The organism is Stutzerimonas zhaodongensis (assembly GCF_003696365.1).
GTDB classification, from domain to species: Bacteria; Pseudomonadota; Gammaproteobacteria; order Pseudomonadales; family Pseudomonadaceae; genus Stutzerimonas; species Stutzerimonas zhaodongensis.
Genome location: NZ_RFFM01000003.1, coordinates 17099 through 35444 on the forward strand (window position 1 = coordinate 17099; position 18346 = coordinate 35444).

Consider the following 18346-nt stretch of genomic DNA (forward strand, 5'->3'; position numbering starts at 1 on the left):
CACTGAGGCGCAGAAAAGGGGGATGCTTCACGACAACATCAGCTGCCCGGCCGAGAGTCCCCATAGGGCAGCTGGAGGTCTTTATTGCTGCAGTAGGGTGGCTACGTTGCCGGTGCCGCTTTGAACGATGCTCGCCGAATGGCCGGCCAGCGCTTCAGCTTGCAGCAAGACAGCCTGATTGCTGTTACCGGTTTGACTGATGAGCGCTTCATGGGCGTTAAAGCCTTGGGAGACTTCGATCCCGTTGTAGGAGCCCGCCTGAAAGATGGCCAGGCTGTTGTCATCTCCAATCTGCGAGCTAACCACGGTGTTGTAATCGCCTTCCGAATAGCCGGTTAGGATGCTGTTATGCCCGGCGATGTAGGCGTCAAGCGTGTTCCCTGTGCCCCGCTGGGCATAAGTCAGGGTGCTGTAGCCGTCTCGTCCTTCGATTTCCGCGATGTTGGCGGCGCCGGTCTGCCGCAGGTGTACATCGGCAGCTGGATAGCGTCCGGAACGTTGCTGGACGTCTGCCTGATTCGCCGTGCCGTCCTGTTCGATTACAGCCGAACCTCCGCCCAATCCGCTACTGAGCTGTTCCATCTGCAAAATGTTAGCGCTGCCGATCTGCCGAACCTCTGCGGTGCTGAAGCCGGTCTGGTTAGCTTCAACCACATTATCTTGGCCGACCGACACGACGTTGAGCGCGTTTGCCACCCATGTTTGCCGGGCGGCGATCCGATTGCCCGTACCTTCTTGGTAAAGGGCTGCAGACGACGCCAGTTCGCCAAGGTATTCATGCTGTTCAAGCATCGCGCTATTGGAGGTCCCGGCTTGGTAAATATCGGCGCTTGCCACCCCAGACCGGCTTCCGTTGACCTGATAGATTGCGGCCGTATTGAGGCTACCTATTTGTTCGATACTCAACTGGCCAGCTTCGCTACCTAAGCCCGATTGTTCAGTGATTGCATTGTTCTCGGTGCCGTCCTGCACGATGACGGATCGAAGCAAGACACCACGCTGCGTCAGCTGAGCGCTGTTATTAGTGCCGGTCTGTTCGATCTCAGCCTGATGATCGTTGGCCATGGCGCTACCGCTTGCCAGTAGTAAAAGCGCAGCGGCTAGAGGAGTAATTGTAGACATTGAAGTCTCCCTGTTCGCGTTGGATGGGCTCCGTACATCACAGGCGAAGCTGATTGGAGTCTTGTCGGTCGGATGGGGTTGGGCTATAGATCAAACGATTTAAAAGATGGCGTTAACGGCCTGTTAGTTCGCATGCATTGGCGACGCGACCGGCTGGACGGAACGGTCCCATGAGGATCAGCTCAAGCAATACCGTCAACGAAGGACGCAAACGGGACCGTGCCCGAGCTTCGATGAGCTAGATGCGCTTGTATCGGCTTCCATCGCATGGACCTTGTCGTCGCGCTTTCAACCTTGCTCACCATTGCGAGGACAATGCGGGCCGCAGCGTCGACAACAAGCCTGGATGAAACTGCAGTTTTGGTTAGATATGAGTGATGTGCGGTATCGCTGCGCTTTGAGCCACAGACTCTGCCGTGGAGCCCAAATGATCCGTACGAGATGCGCACAAGTCAGGGTAGGCATCAGATGATGCCCACATGGCTCTCACCGATACGACCGCTCGCTAAGTAAAGCCCCGTAAGAGGCATACGCAATTCGCCCAGTTTTATGGACTGACTCAGCAGCCTGAGTGAGCGGCCCCTTCCACTTCCAGGCTGACTTCCGTTCAGACAAAACCAATCCACCGGCCAGCGAGGAGTATCGAAAGCCAAAGAGAAGCTGATGCCGCGGCCAGGATGCGGATTTGCAGTTTTGGCTGACCGGTTGACAGGGCATCTTCAAACTGTCCACCGCGATGCTGAACAGCGATGTTGATGATTGCCAGCGACAGCAATGCCGCCTTGTAGCGAAAGGCCGGATTTTCCACATACTCTGCCGGTTTGACTGAAAACAACCAAAGCCCGGTCATGACCGCAAGCGTGACCCCCGTTGCTGCAGTGCGCACAAGAAAGGGTCCCAGGATCGGTAGATCCCGACCACGCGTTGAGCGCAAAAGAAGCCAATCGAGCGGCAGAATCGAGCCTAGCAGCAGGCATATGCCAAGGATATGAGCCGCATTGACGATGAGATAAGCAATCCAGTATTCCTGCAGGAAGACGGCTCCGGGCCAGCCGGCAATGGACTGCAGAAAAGCTGTCATCTACGTGTTGTCATTGCTTGATGCGCTCCGGATACATGTCGTACTGCTTGCCGCCAACCGTGATGCGCACCGCTTTCATATGCGCCTCGTTTGGCTCTTTGGTGCGGTTGCCGAGAACGGTGATGCCGTCTCCGACCTGGGCTGCATCGCCGGTGAAACCGGAACGTTGCGTCTGGTTCGGATTGCCCAGATCCACTCGCCATACGCGCCCGTCCTGAGCCTTTACGCGCAAGGCCGGATGAGGTGGAGCCATCGAAATTTCTGCAATCGTGCCCTCCAATTCTGAAAGTTCTTCTTCGGCCCATGCCCAACCGTGATGAGCGACGGCCTGCGTTGTAGGCAGCAGCATTGCCAAGACACAGAGCAAAATTGGTAAACGATGAAACCCCTCGCACGCGGTGCTGAAAAATGATCGTGAGACGGTTCGGCATTCGTTTGTTATCGACATGATCATTCTCCGTGGATAGGTAAATTCAGCGTTAGGCATCTCGAACTCAGTTTCCGGAACTCCGTTCCGGAATTAACACCACAGGGGCGGCGTGCGCCTTACCGTTCTAAAGTGATAGCAGCTTCTTCGAGTTTTCGCTTTTGGCGGCGTGCTGCGTTGTATCTCGGCAGAAGCAGAGTTCAACGGCTTCCGCTTCCTATCCCTGCAGTGCAAGAACTTGTTCGGGGTATCGCTTGCACATGAAGTCCACGAACGCACGTACCTTTGGCGCGGGCAAGCGCCTCGAAGTGTGCAAGACCCAAAGTGCAACCTCTACATTCGAGATCGTGCCCCACTGAACCAATTCACCGCGGGCAAGCTGTTCTCCGGCAATCGACTGCGGAATCAGGGCAGCGCCAGCGCCAGCAACCGCCGCATCACGGATCATCAGGAACGAGGAAAGCGTTATCCGGGGAATGGGTTCCAGGACTAAGCGACCTCCGTCAAGAGTCCAGTGCGTAGGTTTGAAGGTCGAGAACACGACGCTGGGTACCGCTTTAGCCACGCCGGGCGGCGGCACGGGGATGGCAGGCGCAGCCACCACCACGAGTCGATCCTTGGCGAAGCATCGCCCAACTAGCCCACTGACTGGACTCGGGTTGACCCGAATGGCGACGTCGATCTGCTCCTCGACTAGGTCGACCATGCGATCCTCTGCCATGACCTCAAGGGTAACCTCCGGGTGGGCTGCACAGAATTCGGCAGCGATGCGCCCCATTGCCAGTTGCGAGAAAAGTACGGGGGAGGCGACGCGAAGGCGCCCACGGGGCTTTGACAGCCCATCACGAGTGGCAGTCATTGCTTCTGCCACTTCGTTTATCGGGCCTTCGGTACGAGCCATCAATAATTCGCCAGCCTCGGTGAGCTTGAGCCCGCGGGCGCTGCGCTCGATCAACCGCACACCTAGCTGCTCTTCAAGATCGGAGATGCGGCGTGACAATGTCGCTTTGGACCGGCCGCTCGCTCGGCTGGCCTTACCGAGGCCGCCGTTCGTAGCGACAAGCGCAAAGTCCAGCAAAGCATTGATATCCAAGATGTGTTCCATATATGAAACGAGGAGTTCCTATATTGGTATCTGCGTTTTACTGATGCAACGGTTTAACGTCTCTTCATCGCTAGTCAACAAGAGGAACTGTGATGAAGATGACTCAACGCGCTGTACTTCTAAGAACCTATGGTGGAGCGAGCTCGGTCGAGCTTGCCGAGGTTGCTAAGCCAGACCCGGCGCAAGGCCAAGTGTTGATTCGGGTTCAGGCTGCTGGCATGAACGCCATCGATTGGAAGGTTAGGGAGGGCTATGTACGAGATGCTTTTCCACTTCAACTGCCGGCCATTCTTGGGATAGAGATGGCGGGTGTTGTCGAGGCCATCGGTCCTGGCGTCACGCGCTTCGTCGTAGGTGACCGTGTGATGGGGCCGGTAGGCGGACTTGGCGCATATGCCGAGTTTGTGGCCGCCGATGAAGCTAACCTGTGTCTCACGCCCGGAAGTCTCGACGACGTCCAGGCTGCGGCTATTCCGGTTGCGGCCGTGTCGGCTTGGCAAAGCTTGCACCTTGCGGGGCCGATCCATCCGGGTCAGCGAATCCTGATCCATGGGGCAGCTGGAGGGTTAGGCAGCTATGCCGTCCAGTTCGCCAAGCGTGCCGGAGCAGAGGTTTTCGCGACGATGGCCAGCGATCACCTTGAATACGTGCGCGGTCTCGGTGCCGACCAAGTCATCGACTCGAAAACACAACGCTTTGACCACATGGTCCAAGATATCGACCTCGTGCTCGACTACGTCGGCGGCGAAGTGCTTGAGCGCTCATGGCAGGTTTTGGCGGCGACAGGTGCGATCGTAGGCACAACGTCACCGGACATTCTGGCCCGCACACCGCCAGGCCGTCGCGGCCTTTGGTTCATGAATCAGCCGGATGCCGCACTTCTCGAAATGCTGGCCAGCGATATCGCACATGGCCGACTCACGTCCAAGGTCACCCAGGTGGTTGGCTTCGTCGACATCCCTGTGGCTATCGAACGCAATCGCACCGAGTCCCGATTCGGCAAGGTGGTGGCGGACTTCACACGCTGATCTGCCTCATCGCTACGCCCGATGGTCATTCCCCCTGATTGGAGATTCACACATGAGCATTCTCGTCACTGGTGCCACAGGCACTGTCGGTTCCCTTATCTCTCAGCGCCTCGCCGATGCAGGTGCTGAGGTCAAGGCGTTGGTGCGCCAACCCGGCAAGCGAGCCCTGCCGGAAGGCGTTGAGGAAGTGGTCGGAGACCAGACAGACGTGCCCTCGATGCGCGCCGCATTGTCATCAGTGCGAACGCTGTTCCTGCTGAACGCCGTTACACCAGACGAAGTAACGCAAGCACTGATCACGCTGAATCTTGCACTTGAAGCTGGAATCGAGCGGGTGGTCTATCTGTCCGTGATACATGCCGAACGCTTTACCAACGTTCCACATTTCACTGGCAAGCAAACGGTGGAACGAATGATCGAGAGTTTCGGTATTTCGGCGACAGTGCTGCGTCCGGCCTACTTCATGCAAAACGAACATAGTGTTCAGCAGGTCATAGAGGACTACGGCGTTTATCCGATGCCAATAGGTTCGTCGGGCGTATCGATGATTGATACACGAGACATCGCAGACATTGCCGTTGCAGAGCTACTGCGGCGAGATCGCGCCTCTGTCGCTCTTGAGTCTCTGACGCTTGACCTGGTCGGGCCGACGGCATGGACCGGTACATCCGCGGCAAAGGTCTGGAGTGCAGCGCTTGGGCGCGAGATTGCATACGGTGGTGACAGCGTCGCCGCGTTCGAGGAGCAGATGGCCTCTTTTGGGCCCAGCTGGCTTGCATACGATATGGGTCTGATGATGGCCGGCATCCAGCAATATGGTATGCAGGGCTGCGACGGAGCAGTTGAGCGCCTGGAGAACATCCTTCGGCGGCCACTCCGTACATACGAAGCGTTCGTCCAGGAGGCAACAGGCACTGTCTGACGCCTTACGTGGGATATGTAACGCCCAGGCACCGGAGCGCTCCGGTGCCGAGCGGCACGATTTCACACGCATTCATGCAACCACTGACACACCCAAGCACCAGGCAACATCCAGACAGCGCTAGACCCACCTTGGGTCCCGATGCCATCGAGGGCCACGCGAGCAACAAGCGTCTCGCCTAGGGTGCTTCGTGGTGCACAGCATCTTGCGCAGTGCTCAAAGGCGCGGAAGCAACATCAAGGTCACCGTTGAAAGCTTCCAAGATTCATATGTCGGTTTACGTCCTTGTAAAGCAGGTATCGAAACTTGCCCGGGCCGCCGGAATAACACGCTTGCGGGCAGAAGGCCCGTAGCCACATGTAGTCACCAGCTTCTACTTCCACCCAGTCCTGATTCAGGCGATAGACAGCCTTGCCTTCCAGTACATACAAGCCATGCTCCATGACGTGAGTCTCTGCAAAAGGTATGACGGCGCCCGGCTCGAAGGTAACGATGTTCACGTGCATGTCATGGCGCATGTCGCTAGTGTCCACGAAGCGGGTAGTCACCCACTTTCCGTCAGTTCCGGGCATCGGCGTCGGCTGTATGTCATTTTCGTTGGTGACGAAGGCTTGCGGGAGTTCCAAGCCCTCGACTGCCTGATAGCGTTTGCGAATCCAGTGAAAGCGAGCAAGCGTCCCGCTTTTGTTGCGCAGGCGCCACTCGGAACCTGGGGGTATGAATGCATAGCCACCGCGGTGCATGTCATAGGTAACTCCCGCAATGGAGAGAGAGAGTTCCCCGTCCACAACAAACAACACCGCTTCGGCGTCAGGATCCTGCTCGGGCCGATCACTACCGCCGCCTTCACCAAGCTCCACGATGTACTGGGAGAAGGTCTCAGCGAATCCCGACAACGGACGGGATAGCACCCACATACGCATGTTGTCCCAGAACGGGAGATGGCTGGTGACAATATCGCGAAGCACCCCCTTCGGAACGACAGCGTAAGCCTGGGTGAACATTGCGCGGTCGGTCAGGAGCTGAGTCTGATCGGGGTGGCCGCCAGTTGGAAAGTAGTAGGTCGTGCTTGCCATAAGTCTCCTCGTAGATGACGGCTTGTGAGAATCGGACGCAAGCCAGATGAGATGAAGTCATTAATGTATACAAACAGATGCTATACATCCACTTTATTGTATACACAAATACCGGTTTAGTTGGCCATGCTTGCTGTCGAATAATGCTTGGTTTCAAGGACGACAAGCGGAGCCGGGACCAGGGATGACCCATAAGTAAGTGGGGTGGCGCAGCTAAAGATGCCCAATTGCGCGTCGATAACCTAGGTATCCGCACTCTCCGATGCCGCCAGCATTCCCATGATTGGCGCTCGAAAGCCTCTCTCCATGAAGGTTCGCAGCCATGAATATCAAACAAAAACTTACATGGGCGTTTCTAACCATCGCGTCGGTGCCGGTCCTGGCTGTCGCCATTGTTGTCATCCTCAACGTACGAACTGACGCGCAAGAGCAATTCATCGACAGCAGCAGCCGGGAAATCAGGCAGGTCGAGAACGCGATGACGTTGTTCTTCGAAGGAATAGAACAGAACGTAGCCTATCTTGCGGGCCTGCCCGAAATCACTGAGGCGCGAGATCTGAAGGATTTCACTACCGCGAATGCAGGTTCGATTCCGTTACCTGAGAGCAATCGAAACCTCCTCAAGATCTTCGACCACTTCGCTAAGACCCATCCAACAACTGCATACCTTTCCCTCGGGCATGCTGACGGCACCTATGCCGGTTGGCCGGAAGATACGCGCATGAGCAATTACGATCCGCGCGTGCGCCCCTGGTACAAAGAAGCGATGGCGCAACCCGGGAAAATCGTCCAAAGCAGCGTCTATTACTGGGCGCAGGACGACGTCGTCCTGATAAACAGCGGCCGGACTGTAACCAATGCGCAGGGAAACATCGTTGGGGTATTCGGCCTGGATGTGTCACTAAACCAGCTGACCGACCTGATCAAGCAGATCAAACTGGGCGACAGCGGCTATCTTATGTTGGTCGAGAAGGGCGGTAACGTTCTGGCAGACCCCGCTAACCCCGCTCACAACTTCAAATCGCTGTCGGAACTTGGTGGTGCTTACGCTGAGCTGGCCAATGCAAAAGGTCTGGTTGAAGTCGAAATCGACGGCACCACTTACATGGCCAATGTGTGGTCATCGGACAAGCTTGGTTGGCAGTTCATCGGTCTGATCGAGCGCAACGAGGTCATGTCTCGCGCCAACAGCCTGACGTTGCAGATCGCTATGGTTGCCGTCGTTCTGGCCATTATATTTGCTGTGATCGGTGCCGGTTTCGCGGGGCTGATCGTGCGGCCCATTCGCAGCGTGGCAGGTGGGTTGGAGGGCATCGCGCAGGGTGAAGGGGACCTCACTCGCAGCCTTGAAGTACGAGGCAAGGATGAAACTGCGATGCTTGCGCGCTGGTTTAACCAGTTCCTTGGTGCGATTCGCGATCTGGTGCAACGCATCGGCAGTGCATCCACCGCGCTGAGTGATGCATCCGACAGCGCGACCCGTGTTGCCTCGGACATGAACGACGCAGCTGGCCGCCAACGCGAAGCGGTGGAACTCGTTTCGACAGCCTTTAACGAAATGGTCGCAACGGCCAACGAGGTAGCACGCTCCTGCAGTGAAGCGGCCACTTCTGCCGATGCAGGCCAGCGCCAGGTACATGATGGCCAACTTCAGATCGATGAAGCGACCGGCAGCGTATCCCAGCTAAGTCAAAATCTACTTCAGTCAACTCATGCTATGCAGGAGCTCGAACAGGACAGCCGCAACATCAACACCATCCTCGACACCATCCGCTCGATCGCCGAACAGACGAACCTGCTCGCGCTGAACGCCGCAATCGAGGCGGCAAGGGCAGGGGAGCAGGGGCGTGGCTTCGCCGTGGTGGCTGACGAGGTTCGGGCTCTGGCCAAGCGGACAGCCGAATCGACAGGAGAAATTGACGGCCTGCTAGGCGGGCTGGCCAGGCGTACAAAGGATGTCACCAATCAGATGCAAAGCAGCCTGGAGATGTCGAAGACCAGTGTCGAGCGCATTCAGCAGGCGAGGGCCAGTTTCGAGCATATCCGCGGCTCGGTTGACCATATCCGTGACCAGAATGCTCAGATCGCAACTGCCGCTGAAGAGCAGCATCATGTGGCCGAAGACATCAACCGACACATCACCCAGATTCATGAAGACGCGCTTCTGGTAGATGAGCTGGCAAGCTCGGCTCAGACCGATTCACAGCGTTTGTCTGCTCTTTCCGGCGAGCTGCGCGGCCTGGTTGGTCGCTTTCGTACCTGACGCGGATGGTCGGTGCGGCGTTGCAGCAGCGGCGTCCGCGCCGACATTGAGGTGAGCGCGCGGCCACATCAGGAAAGCTGAGCTGATCTGCTTTGCCACCCACCAAACGGTGGCGAAGCAGGCTCATTCTCGCCTTATGCCGCCCGCATCAGCCCCGGCTGCGCTGTGCGGGGTGAGCATAGCCATACATCACAGCTTGCTCTGCTACAAGAAGCCGGCTTTGCCAAAGGCTGGCCGCTTTCAGGTATCTAAACGGATTTCCGAGTGACGTCCTCGCTTGATCGAAAGGCGCGACGGGAACTGCATACCTGTCCATGGTAGGCGTCGGCCCATTTGATAAGCGCCTGCATGGGTACGAGGAAACTCCGCCCCATGTCCGTGAGGTTGTATTCGACGCGTGGTGGCACCTCGGGAAATACAGTCCGCTCCACAAAGCCATCCATTTCCAGGCGCTTCAAGGTGCGCGAGAGCATCTGCTTGGATATATCCCCAATTTCCCTGCTCAGCTCGTTGAAGCGCAGGGTGCGCTCGGCAAGCGCCTCCAGCACCAGAAAGCTCCATTGATCACCGATGCGATCAAGCACGTCGCGAATCGGGCAAGGTTGATCGAACGGTGCGTTCTGGCTGTGATCCTGTGTCATATCTGTCTCTTGGTAGAAGAGGGTGGTCAGTTGAAGGTGACCAGGTCCCGCGAAGGTGACTTCTTGTTTAGCTCCGGAGCAAACCGTAGCATGTTCATGGTGAAGGTCTACAAGTTAGACCTGGTCTAACATTATGATCAATGAGGCTCATATGTCACAAATCGCACTAGTAGGCGCGTCAGGAGCGGCTGGGTCACGCATTCTGAAAGAGCTGACTGATCGAGGTCATCGGGTTACCGCCATAGCTCGCAACCCGGAAAGGATTGCCGACTTGCCCGGCGTAACAAAGATTAAGGCTGACGTACTGGATGGTCAGGGCCTGAAGACCGTGTTGCGTGGCCATGACGTGGTCGTCAGTGCAGTGACATTTACATCGACCGAACCCAGAACGCTCATCGATGCAGTGCGGAAATCGGGCGTCAGGCGCTATCTGATCGTCGGAGGTGCCGGCAGTCTGGAAGTCGCACCCGGCCAACGAGTCCTCGACCTTCCGGATTTTCCTGAGGCCTATCGAGCCGAGGCATCTCAGGGCGCTGCATTTCTTGATCTGCTCAAGCAGGAGACCGAACTGGACTGGACGTTCCTGTCGCCTTCCGCTGAGTTCGTACCTGGGGAACGCACGGGGCAGTTCAGGCTTGGTCATGATGCTCTGCTGAGCAACGAGGACGGCAGTCGCATCTCCTTCGAGGATTTCGCCGTAGCGCTGGTGGATGAGATCGAGCGTCCTGCGCATTCCCGTCAGCGGTTCACAGTTGGATATTGAAAGGAAGGTCTCGAATGTTGCGCACCATCGTAATGAGCCTATTGCTATCGGCCGCTTCGCTGAACGCTCTTGCAGCCGATGCCGATCCACGTGACCTGCAGACCGAGGAAGCTAATCGGGCGCTTGTCATCGAGTTCTATGACCAGTTTTTCAACCAGCATCAGGTCGAGCAGGCGGGCCGCGTTGTCGCTGAGCACTACAAGCAGCACAACCCTGAAGTACCTGATGGCAAGGCTCCGTTCGTAGGCTTCTTTGCCGAATTTTTCGATCAGCATCCAGAATCCCAGGCGCGCATCGTACGAAGCGCCGCGGACGGAGATCTGGTTTATCTGCATGTGCATTCGACCTCCGGCCCAGCCGATCTCGGGCAAGCCGTCGTCGATATCTTCCGGGTACACAACGGCATGATCGTCGAGCATTGGGATGTCATTCAGGACGTACCCGCGAACGCGGCAAACGACAACAGCATGTTCTAAGTACTGGGTCTTCAGTCTTGCCTAGCCCGCTGCGCTGGCGCCCAGTGATATCAACAGTACCGGCCTGCGGGCGTTGCGGGTCCGGTTGCTGATGGCAAGTACAGCTTTCTGGCTACTGGCAGGTTTGATCGTTTGGGGAAACTCTCAAAGTGCATCACGCGACTTGCCGCGGTAGACACGCAGTACGTCGGCCATGACCGACAGGGCAATTTCAGCCGGCGTTTTACTGCCGAGGTCGAGCCCGATGGGCATGTGAATTCGCTCGATCTGCTCTGCGCTCAAGCCCCCCACGCGTTGCAGCCGTTCGGCACGTTTAGCCGATGTCTGGCGAGAGCCCATGGCGCCGATGTAGAACGCCGGCGTACGAACCGCCTCCATCAGCGCCAGATCATCAATGCGTGGATCGTGCGTGAGCGCAACCACGGCGGTAGACTCGTGACAACCTCCTGCCTCGATAAACACGGACGGAAGCACGGGCTGCACTTCAATTCCCTCGATCAACATCCCATGCATTTCTTCACGGGGATCGCATGCAATCACTTCGCAGCCAAGCGCGCGGGCGAAACTGGCGCAGGCTTGCGCCACCGGGGAAACGCCAGCGAGCAGCAGTCGCAACGCCGGGCCTATACGGATTTCCGCTTGCTCGCCACAGATGCGAGTCTGCTCGCCACCTTGGTCAGGCAGCAGTTCGGCTTCGCCAGTCGTTAGGTCAACCCGTCGTAGCAAACGGCGCTGGCCCTGAAGCGCAGCCTGCAGAGTGAGCAGATGGTCGTGCCAGGCCTCGCTGGGGCGGTGATGCTCGACGAGAACTTGCAGAACGCCACCGCAGGGTAGGCGTAGCCGCCGTCGGTCATCGTCGGTTTCACCGTAGCGGATGATCTGCGCAGGTGCTTGCAGATCCCCCTGCGCAAGGCTCGCGAGAAACTCCTCTTCAACACAGCCGCCAGACAAGGAGCCAACGTGCGCGCCGTCCGCACGTGCGACGAGCAGCGCCCCCGGCGCCCGAGGCGCCGATCCATACGTGGACAGAACGGTGCATAACCACACGTCATGCCCATCAGCGACCCATTGCAAGGCCTTGTCGATCACCTGCAGATCGAGTTGTTGCATGTTTGATCTTTCCCCTGGCTGCGGGCCGCATCGGGCTTCCGCGAAATCGGAACTGTCCGGATCAGAACGAAGTTTCTGACAACTGAGCCGTGCTGACCGGCACGGCTGGTGCGCCGCGTCATTGATCCGACCTGCTTTAAGGGCTTTCTGCTGCAAGGGGCGCGAAAGTTGGCGATCGGCTGACAAGCCAGCCGAATCCAAAGCCAGCTAGGCAGAAACGGAGCGAGTGTATTTCGGCTGAGTCATTCGCCTTCACATCGCTCAGGCGTTCTTCATGGACCAGTACGCCGGCTTGAACAGGTCTCGCTCGCCAAGCGCGGCTACGCCCACGGCGAAGGCAACGAGCACCATTAACATGTACAGGCACAACTGCAGCAGCCCGTGAGGTGCTGGAACCCAATGCAGCACTGCGGCAACCGCAACAGCCGTGCCCAGCCAGCGCAGCAAAACGCGAGGAGCAAGACCTGCTGGTGAGGTGCGGTAGACGTAGAGACCCATGAAGAGCGCCTGCACTGCCGCCCCGGCAGAGAATGCAAATGCCAGCCCCTCGGCGCCGTAGGTGCCATACAGCGCTGCGTCCAGGCTTACGGTCAATGCCGAGCTGATAAGCGTGATAGCGAGAAACAGCCGGGATTGATGTTGTGAGAGCAAGACCCGCCCCCATAGCAATGCCATCCCCATGGCTGGGAGCCCGAGCGCGTATAGGACTACCAGTGACGCTGTTGCCCCGGATTGCGCGGCGCCGAATTCACCGCGCTCCAGAAGCACGGAGACGACCGACTGCGGGAATGAGCAGAGCACGACGGCGGCCGGTACCAGAAACAGAAGGGTTGCCAGCAGCCCTTTGCGAATCACGACGGCGTGAGCGGTCAGGTCATTGTCGCCCCAACTGGAGACGAAGCGCGGAAAGAGCACCCCAAGGACCGACATCGCGTAGAGCGTCAGAGGAATGGTGACGATGCGGAACGCAAAGGACAGCATCGAGATGCTGCCTTCATCCAGGAAGGACGCAAACATCCGTTCGGCAAGGATGCAACTCTGTTGTGCGCCGGCTGCGAGCAACACTGGGGCCAAAGCCATGCCGAAATCGCCACCTCGTCCTTTGCCAGCTGCTTTGCTGGAACCGCCCAGATAACCGAGGCGGCGATGATGAACGACGATGAGAGCCAGTTGGGGCACGAGCATGCCAGCGAAGATCACCATTCCATTAGGACCGAAAATGAGAATGCCGATGATCGCGCCGGCGTTCAGCAGCACCGTACGCGACATCGGCAATATGAACACGTTGTCCATGTTCAGCAGCGCGCTTTGGCAGTAGAGCACGGCCTGGACCGCGATCAACAGGGCGCCAACGCAGAAGACCAATTGTCCCGCGTCGAGCTGCTCAACCGTCCAGCCTGGCGCCAGCGCGCCCAGAATCCAGTAGCTGCATAGGATGATCAGCAGGGCTACGGCTGCACCGGCCAGGCTGATGCGCCAATAAAGCCAGCCCGCGACCGCTCGGAACAATTCCTCCGACTCTCTGCGAAGTCGCTGAAGGTAAGGGATCATTGCGTCGCGCAGTGCCAGGCCGAGAAAGTTCTCGAAGAAAAGGGGAAGGATCAGCGAGACGAAAATAAGGTCTGCCTGCCAGCTCAGGCCGAACTCCCTGGCGATGAAAATATCCCGCAGAAAACCGAGAAGGAAGCTGGCAACAGTGATTGCCAGAATTACCAACGATGTATTCATTCCTTGATCCTTGAACGGCCATCCAGAGAGTGGCCCATTACGACTCGATGACTATGTTGAACGGGATATAGGCGAATGCCTGGTGATCAGCATTGGGCTTACGGCAGAAGGCCAGCAAGTCGAACGCGAAATAGACTGGGCGGGCATTCTATTGGTTCCGGGACAAATTGCCTCATCGAGACGATGAAACCGGCCGATACGTAAAAATGCCGTAAATCCCCTTTGCGAGCGGAGCGCGACTGCTTATGGTTCACGCTCATTTTCAGGCGAACTCAGTTCATGTCCGAGGCGAACACTTCTTCTGCCGGCTCCGTGCGACGCTGGTTGGTCATAGGCGGCTTGATTATCGCTGCCGTGGTGCTTATCTGGTGGCTATGGCCAACCGCAGCCGAGAAACCTCAGCAACCACAAGGCCGCCGGGGGGCATTTGGCGGACCGACGCCGGTGCGCGTCGCGACGGTCGAACAGGGCTCGTTCGAGGTTTACGCCAAGGCGCTCGGCACTGTCACGCCACTCAATACTGTCAATGTTCGCAGCCGTGTGGCAGGCGAGTTGATGGAGGTGCGCTTCGACGAAGGTCAGCGGGTCAAAGCTGGTGATCTGCTTGCGGTGATCGATCCGCGGCCGTACAAGGTGGCGCTGGAACAGGCTGAAGGAACACTCCAGCAGAACCGCGCCCTGTTGCAAAACGCACAGGTCGATCTCAAGCGCTATCAAGGGCTGTTCGCCGACGACAGCATCGCCAAGCAAACGCTCGATACTCAGCAAGCGCTGGTAAATCAGTACCAGGGCACGCTTGCTGCCAATCAGGCAGCCGTCAACGAGGCCAAGCTGAATCTGCAATTCACTGAAATCCGCGCTCCGATCGATGGCCGCGTGGGCCTGCGGCAGTTGGATCAAGGCAACCTTGTAGCAGCCAACGACACCACACCTCTTGTCGTCATCACTCAGACGCAGCCAATGGCAATCAGCTTCACTCTGCCTGAGAGCGAGCTGCCGCCAGTCATCGCACGCTTCCGTCAGGGCGATGAGCTGGCGGCGCAAGCCTGGGATCGCGGCGAGCGCACACTCTTCGGCGAAGGCGTGCTTGAAAGCTTCGACAATCTGATCGATGCCACTACCGGCACGCTGAAGATGAAGGCACGTTTCGATAACGAAGCGGAATTGCTCATCCCCAATCAGTTCGTCAACGTTCGCCTGCGTGTCGAAACACTTCAGGACGCCATGCTGATTCCATCTGCTGCCCTGCAATATGGCTCACGCGGCAACTATGCGTATGTGGTTGGTGACGACTCCAAAGTCCAGTTGCGGGTACTGGAAGTCGGACCAAGCAATGGAGAGCAGACGGTCGTCATCAACGGCCTGAACGTGGGCGAGCGCATCGTGATGGAAGGCACCGATCGTCTGCGTGACGGTAGCGAAGTGGAGGTGGTGGACCCGCAGAAGCTTGCCGAGGAGGCAGCTGAATCTCCCAAGGTCGAGACACAAGGCCGCGGCGGGCGACCCGCGCAATGAACATGTCGCGGCTGTTCATCCTTCGGCCGGTGGCAACCACCTTGACGATGATCGCGATCTTGCTTGCCGGCCTGATTGCCTATCGAATGCTGCCCGTCTCGGCGCTGCCGCAGGTGGATTACCCGACCATTCGTGTCATGACGCTTTACCCAGGCGCCAGCCCTGAGGTCATGACCAGCGCGGTCACCGCACCGCTCGAAAGGCAATTCGGCCAGATGCCCGGCCTGACCCAGATGTCGTCGACGAGCTCGGGTGGCGCCTCGGTGATTACCTTGCGCTTTTCGCTCGACGTCGAGCTGGACGTCGCCGAGCAGGAAGTGCAGGCCGCGATCAATGCGGGCAGCAACCTGCTACCCAACGACCTTCCGGCGCCGCCGGTGTACAACAAGGTCAACCCCGCCGATACGCCCGTAATGACGCTCGCCGTGACATCGGAAAGCCTGGCGCTGCCCGAATTGCATGATCTGGTCGACACGCGGATGGCGCAGAAGCTGGCGCAGATCAGCGGTGTCGGCATGGTCAGCATCGCCGGCGGACAACGGCCGGCCGTGCGCATTCGCGTGAACCCCGAAGCGCTCGCATCGTACGGCTTGTCACTTGCAGATGTGCGCACGCTGGTCACCAGCTCCAACGTCAATCAGCCCAAAGGCAACTTCGATGGGCCAACCCGGGTGTCGATGCTCGACGCCAACGATCAGCTGAAAACACCCGAGGAATACGCCGAACTCATCCTGGCTTACAACGAAGGCGCAACGCTGCGCTTGAAACACGTGGCTGATATTGTCGGCGGGGCAGAAAACGAACGACTCGCCGCATGGGCCAATGAAAGCCAGGCCGTGCTGCTGAATATCCAGCGCCAGCCGGGCGCCAACGTCATCGAAGTGGTCGAACGAATCCAGGCGCTGCTGCCGGAGGTGACCGCCAGCATGCCGAGCGGCCTCGATGTGGTGGTGCTGACAGATCGCACCCAGACCATTCGCGCGGCCATCACCGATGTGCAGCATGAGCTGTTGCTGGCGACCTTCCTCGTCGTAATGGTCACGTTCGTGTTCCTCAAGCGGTTGTCGGCAACGATTATCCCTTCGATCGCGGTTCCGCTGTCGCTGATCGGGACCTTCGCGGTGATGCATCTCGCCGGGTTCTCGCTGAACAACCTGACGCTGATGGCGCTGACCATAGCAACGGGGTTCGTGGTCGATGATGCCATCGTCATGCTCGAGAACATCGCGCGCCATGTAGAGGAGGGCGAAACGCCGCTACAGGCGGCGCTGAAAGGCGCCAAGCAGATCGGCTTCACGCTGATTTCCCTGACGCTATCGCTCATCGCCGTGCTGATTCCGCTGCTGTTCATGCAGGACGTAGTGGGCCGTTTGTTTCGCGAATTCGCCATCACGCTGGCCGTTGCGATTCTCCTCTCGCTGGTGGTGTCCCTGACCTTGACGCCGATGATGTGTGCCAAATTGCTCAAACCCGCCTCGGTGGAAAAATCCAAACCGGATTGGGTCGAGCGTCTGATAGGCGGATATGCGCGTTGGCTGACCTGGGTGCTTGGTCACCAGACGCTGACCCTGCTGGTTGCCGTGGCAACGTTGGGCCTGACAGTCGTTTTGTACCTGGCCGTGCCCAAGGGGTTCTTCCCGGTGCAGGACACGGGTGTGATACAGGGCATCAGCGAGGCGCCTCAGGCAATTTCATTCCGCGCGATGAGCGAGCGTCAGCAGTCCTTGTCTCGCGTCATCCTCGCCGATCCGGCGGTTGAAAGCCTGTCCTCCTATATAGGCGTGGACGGGGACAACGTGACGCTCAACAGCGGACGTCTACTGATCAATCTGAAATCTCATGCCGAGCGCGACGTCACTGCCAGCCAGGTCATCGACCGGTTGCGGCCGGAGCTGGCCAAACTGCCCGGTATCGAATTGTTCCTGCAGCCGGTGCAGGACCTCTCGATTGAAGATCGGGTCAGCCGCACGCAGTTCCAGTTCAGTCTCGAATCGCCAGATGGCGCGCTGCTTCAGGAGTGGTCGCCGCGCCTTGTGGCGGCTCTACGCGAACGCCCGGAGCTGACCGACGTGGCCAGCGACCTGCAGAGTGACGGACTTCAGATCTATCTGAACATCGATCGCGATGCAGCTGCGCGGCTAGGCATCCAGATATCTGCCATCACCGATGCGCTGTATGACGCCTTCGGCCAACGCCAGATTTCGACCATCTTTACTCAGGCCAGCCAGTATCGAGTGGTGATCGAGGCAGAGGCCGGCAACCGTCTCGGCCCGCAGGCGCTCGAACAATTGTTCGTCCAGAGCGAGGGGGGCACACCGGTCCGACTGTCCAGCCTGGCGACGCTCGAACAACGCAACGCACCTTTGCTCATCAATCACATCGGCCAGTTTCCGGCGGTTACACTGTCCTTCAACCTGGCCGAGGGCGTCTCGTTAGGCGAGGCGGTAGAGGTCATTGAAGGCGTTGAGGCCGAAATTGGCTTGCCTGCGGGCATCCAGAGCCGATTCCAGGGCGCAGCCGAAGCATTTCGTGCGTCGCTGTCGAGCACCCTGCTACTGATTCTGGCGGCGGTGGTGACGATGTACATCGTGCTCGGGGTGCTCTACGAGAGCTACATTCACCCGATCACGATCCTTTCAACGCTTCCGTCGGCCGCGGTTGGTGCTTTGCTGGCGCTGTTGCTGACAGGTAACGATCTGGGCCTGATCGCCATCATCGGCATCATTCTGCTGATCGGTATCGTCAAGAAGAACGCGATCATGATGATCGACTTCGCTCTGGAGGCGGAACGGCATCAAGGCATGAGCCCCCAGGACGCGATCTACCGGGCCGCGCTGTTGCGTTTTCGTCCGATCCTGATGACAACGCTCGCCGCGCTGTTCGGTGCGGTGCCGCTCATGCTGGCGTCAGGTTCCGGCGCCGAGCTGCGCCAGCCGCTGGGCTTGGTGCTGGTCGGCGGGCTGTTGCTGAGCCAGTTGCTGACCCTGTTCACCACACCGGTGATCTATCTGTTCTTCGATCGGTTGAGCAATCGATTCTCGAAAAGGCAGATGAAGACGCAGGAAGCGCCTACATGATCCGGGTCAGGC

The 18346-nt window shown here is 58.4% G+C and carries 15 protein-coding genes; 7 read left to right on the forward strand and 8 right to left on the reverse strand.

What is annotated here, in order from left to right; translation table 11 throughout:
• Positions 1–81: 81 nt before the first annotated feature.
• The 4 genes from EA797_RS14350 to EA797_RS14365 all read right to left on the reverse strand — a co-directional run bounded on the left by EA797_RS14350 (position 82) and on the right by EA797_RS14365 (position 3723).
• Complete coding sequence (locus EA797_RS14350; protein ID WP_147456819.1) at positions 82–1122, reverse strand: hypothetical protein; 1041 nt, start codon at positions 1120–1122, stop codon at positions 82–84.
• Positions 1123–1729: 607 nt separating this feature from the next.
• Positions 1730–2008, reverse strand: a complete 279-nt coding sequence (locus tag EA797_RS22040) for a hypothetical protein (RefSeq protein WP_244214123.1) — start codon at positions 2006–2008, stop codon at positions 1730–1732.
• Between the two features lie 205 nt (positions 2009–2213).
• Positions 2214–2690, reverse strand: a complete 477-nt coding sequence (locus EA797_RS14360; protein ID WP_244214124.1) for a DUF6152 family protein — start codon at positions 2688–2690, stop codon at positions 2214–2216.
• A gap of 157 nt (positions 2691–2847) precedes the next feature.
• Complete coding sequence (locus EA797_RS14365; protein ID WP_122166846.1) at positions 2848–3723, reverse strand: LysR family transcriptional regulator; 876 nt, start codon at positions 3721–3723, stop codon at positions 2848–2850.
• 104 nt (positions 3724–3827) lie between these two features.
• Between EA797_RS14365 and EA797_RS14370 the strand changes: the two genes are divergently transcribed.
• Positions 3828–4763, forward strand: coding sequence for an NADP-dependent oxidoreductase (locus EA797_RS14370; RefSeq protein WP_122166387.1), 936 nt, complete (start codon positions 3828–3830; stop codon positions 4761–4763).
• A gap of 52 nt (positions 4764–4815) precedes the next feature.
• Positions 4816–5685, forward strand: coding sequence for an NmrA family NAD(P)-binding protein (locus EA797_RS14375; protein WP_122166389.1), 870 nt, complete (start codon positions 4816–4818; stop codon positions 5683–5685).
• 242 nt (positions 5686–5927) lie between these two features.
• Here the strand turns inward: EA797_RS14375 and EA797_RS14380 are convergent, their stop codons facing one another.
• Positions 5928–6761, reverse strand: coding sequence for a bifunctional allantoicase/(S)-ureidoglycine aminohydrolase (locus EA797_RS14380; RefSeq protein ID WP_122166391.1), 834 nt, complete (start codon positions 6759–6761; stop codon positions 5928–5930).
• A gap of 322 nt (positions 6762–7083) precedes the next feature.
• Between EA797_RS14380 and EA797_RS14385 the strand changes: the two genes are divergently transcribed.
• Positions 7084–9024, forward strand: coding sequence for a methyl-accepting chemotaxis protein (locus EA797_RS14385; RefSeq protein ID WP_122166393.1), 1941 nt, complete (start codon positions 7084–7086; stop codon positions 9022–9024).
• 248 nt (positions 9025–9272) lie between these two features.
• Here the strand turns inward: EA797_RS14385 and EA797_RS14390 are convergent, their stop codons facing one another.
• On the reverse strand, positions 9273–9665 hold the full coding sequence (locus EA797_RS14390) for a winged helix-turn-helix transcriptional regulator (RefSeq protein ID WP_122166395.1): 393 nt from the start codon (positions 9663–9665) through the stop codon (positions 9273–9275).
• Between the two features lie 151 nt (positions 9666–9816).
• Between EA797_RS14390 and EA797_RS14395 the strand changes: the two genes are divergently transcribed.
• Together EA797_RS14395 and EA797_RS14400 are read left to right on the forward strand one after the other, a co-directional pair.
• The gene (locus EA797_RS14395) at positions 9817–10428 is read left to right on the forward strand and encodes an NAD(P)-dependent oxidoreductase (protein ID WP_122166397.1); all 612 of its coding nucleotides are present in this window, start codon (positions 9817–9819) and stop codon (positions 10426–10428) included.
• A gap of 14 nt (positions 10429–10442) precedes the next feature.
• Entirely contained in the window at positions 10443–10904 is a 462-nt protein-coding gene (locus tag EA797_RS14400) for a nuclear transport factor 2 family protein (RefSeq protein ID WP_122166399.1), read from the forward strand.
• A 144-nt stretch (positions 10905–11048) separates the two neighbouring features.
• Here the strand turns inward: EA797_RS14400 and EA797_RS14405 are convergent, their stop codons facing one another.
• Positions 11049–12014 carry an XdhC family protein gene (locus tag EA797_RS14405; RefSeq protein ID WP_122166401.1) on the reverse strand — a complete coding sequence of 322 codons (966 nt, stop codon included), beginning with the start codon at positions 12012–12014 and terminating at the stop codon, positions 11049–11051.
• A 261-nt stretch (positions 12015–12275) separates the two neighbouring features.
• Positions 12276–13742 (reverse strand): murein biosynthesis integral membrane protein MurJ, encoded by a 1467-nt coding sequence (gene murJ / locus EA797_RS14410; RefSeq protein ID WP_122166403.1) that lies wholly within the window; start codon positions 13740–13742, stop codon positions 12276–12278.
• 279 nt (positions 13743–14021) lie between these two features.
• Here murJ and EA797_RS14415 point away from each other — a divergent pair, with 279 nt between their 5' ends.
• Together EA797_RS14415 and EA797_RS14420 are read left to right on the forward strand one after the other, a co-directional pair.
• A complete protein-coding gene (locus tag EA797_RS14415) occupies positions 14022–15257 on the forward strand; it encodes an MdtA/MuxA family multidrug efflux RND transporter periplasmic adaptor subunit (RefSeq protein ID WP_122166404.1) in 1236 nt (411 codons plus the stop codon).
• Positions 15254–18334: an MdtB/MuxB family multidrug efflux RND transporter permease subunit gene (locus EA797_RS14420; RefSeq protein WP_122166406.1), complete on the forward strand. Its 3081-nt coding sequence runs from the start codon at positions 15254–15256 to the stop codon at positions 18332–18334. The genes EA797_RS14415 and EA797_RS14420 overlap by 4 nt, the downstream gene beginning before the upstream one ends.
• The last annotated feature ends 12 nt before the right edge of the window (positions 18335–18346 follow it).

Coding starts and splice junctions, on each gene's coding strand:
- EA797_RS14360 (WP_244214124.1), bottom strand. CDS start 2,690: ATGCCTAACGCTGAATTTACCTATCCACGGAGAATGATCATGTCGATA.
- EA797_RS14380 (WP_122166391.1), bottom strand. CDS start 6,761: ATGGCAAGCACGACCTACTACTTTCCAACTGGCGGCCACCCCGATCAG.
- EA797_RS14390 (WP_122166395.1), bottom strand. CDS start 9,665: ATGACACAGGATCACAGCCAGAACGCACCGTTCGATCAACCTTGCCCG.
- EA797_RS14400 (WP_122166399.1), top strand. CDS start 10,443: ATGTTGCGCACCATCGTAATGAGCCTATTGCTATCGGCCGCTTCGCTG.
- EA797_RS14385 (WP_122166393.1), top strand. CDS start 7,084: ATGAATATCAAACAAAAACTTACATGGGCGTTTCTAACCATCGCGTCG.
- EA797_RS14415 (WP_122166404.1), top strand. CDS start 14,022: ATGTCCGAGGCGAACACTTCTTCTGCCGGCTCCGTGCGACGCTGGTTG.
- EA797_RS14405 (WP_122166401.1), bottom strand. CDS start 12,014: ATGCAACAACTCGATCTGCAGGTGATCGACAAGGCCTTGCAATGGGTC.
- EA797_RS14420 (WP_122166406.1), top strand. CDS start 15,254: ATGAACATGTCGCGGCTGTTCATCCTTCGGCCGGTGGCAACCACCTTG.
- EA797_RS14370 (WP_122166387.1), top strand. CDS start 3,828: ATGAAGATGACTCAACGCGCTGTACTTCTAAGAACCTATGGTGGAGCG.
- EA797_RS14375 (WP_122166389.1), top strand. CDS start 4,816: ATGAGCATTCTCGTCACTGGTGCCACAGGCACTGTCGGTTCCCTTATC.
- EA797_RS14350 (WP_147456819.1), bottom strand. CDS start 1,122: ATGTCTACAATTACTCCTCTAGCCGCTGCGCTTTTACTACTGGCAAGC.
- EA797_RS14395 (WP_122166397.1), top strand. CDS start 9,817: ATGTCACAAATCGCACTAGTAGGCGCGTCAGGAGCGGCTGGGTCACGC.
- murJ (WP_122166403.1), bottom strand. CDS start 13,742: ATGAATACATCGTTGGTAATTCTGGCAATCACTGTTGCCAGCTTCCTT.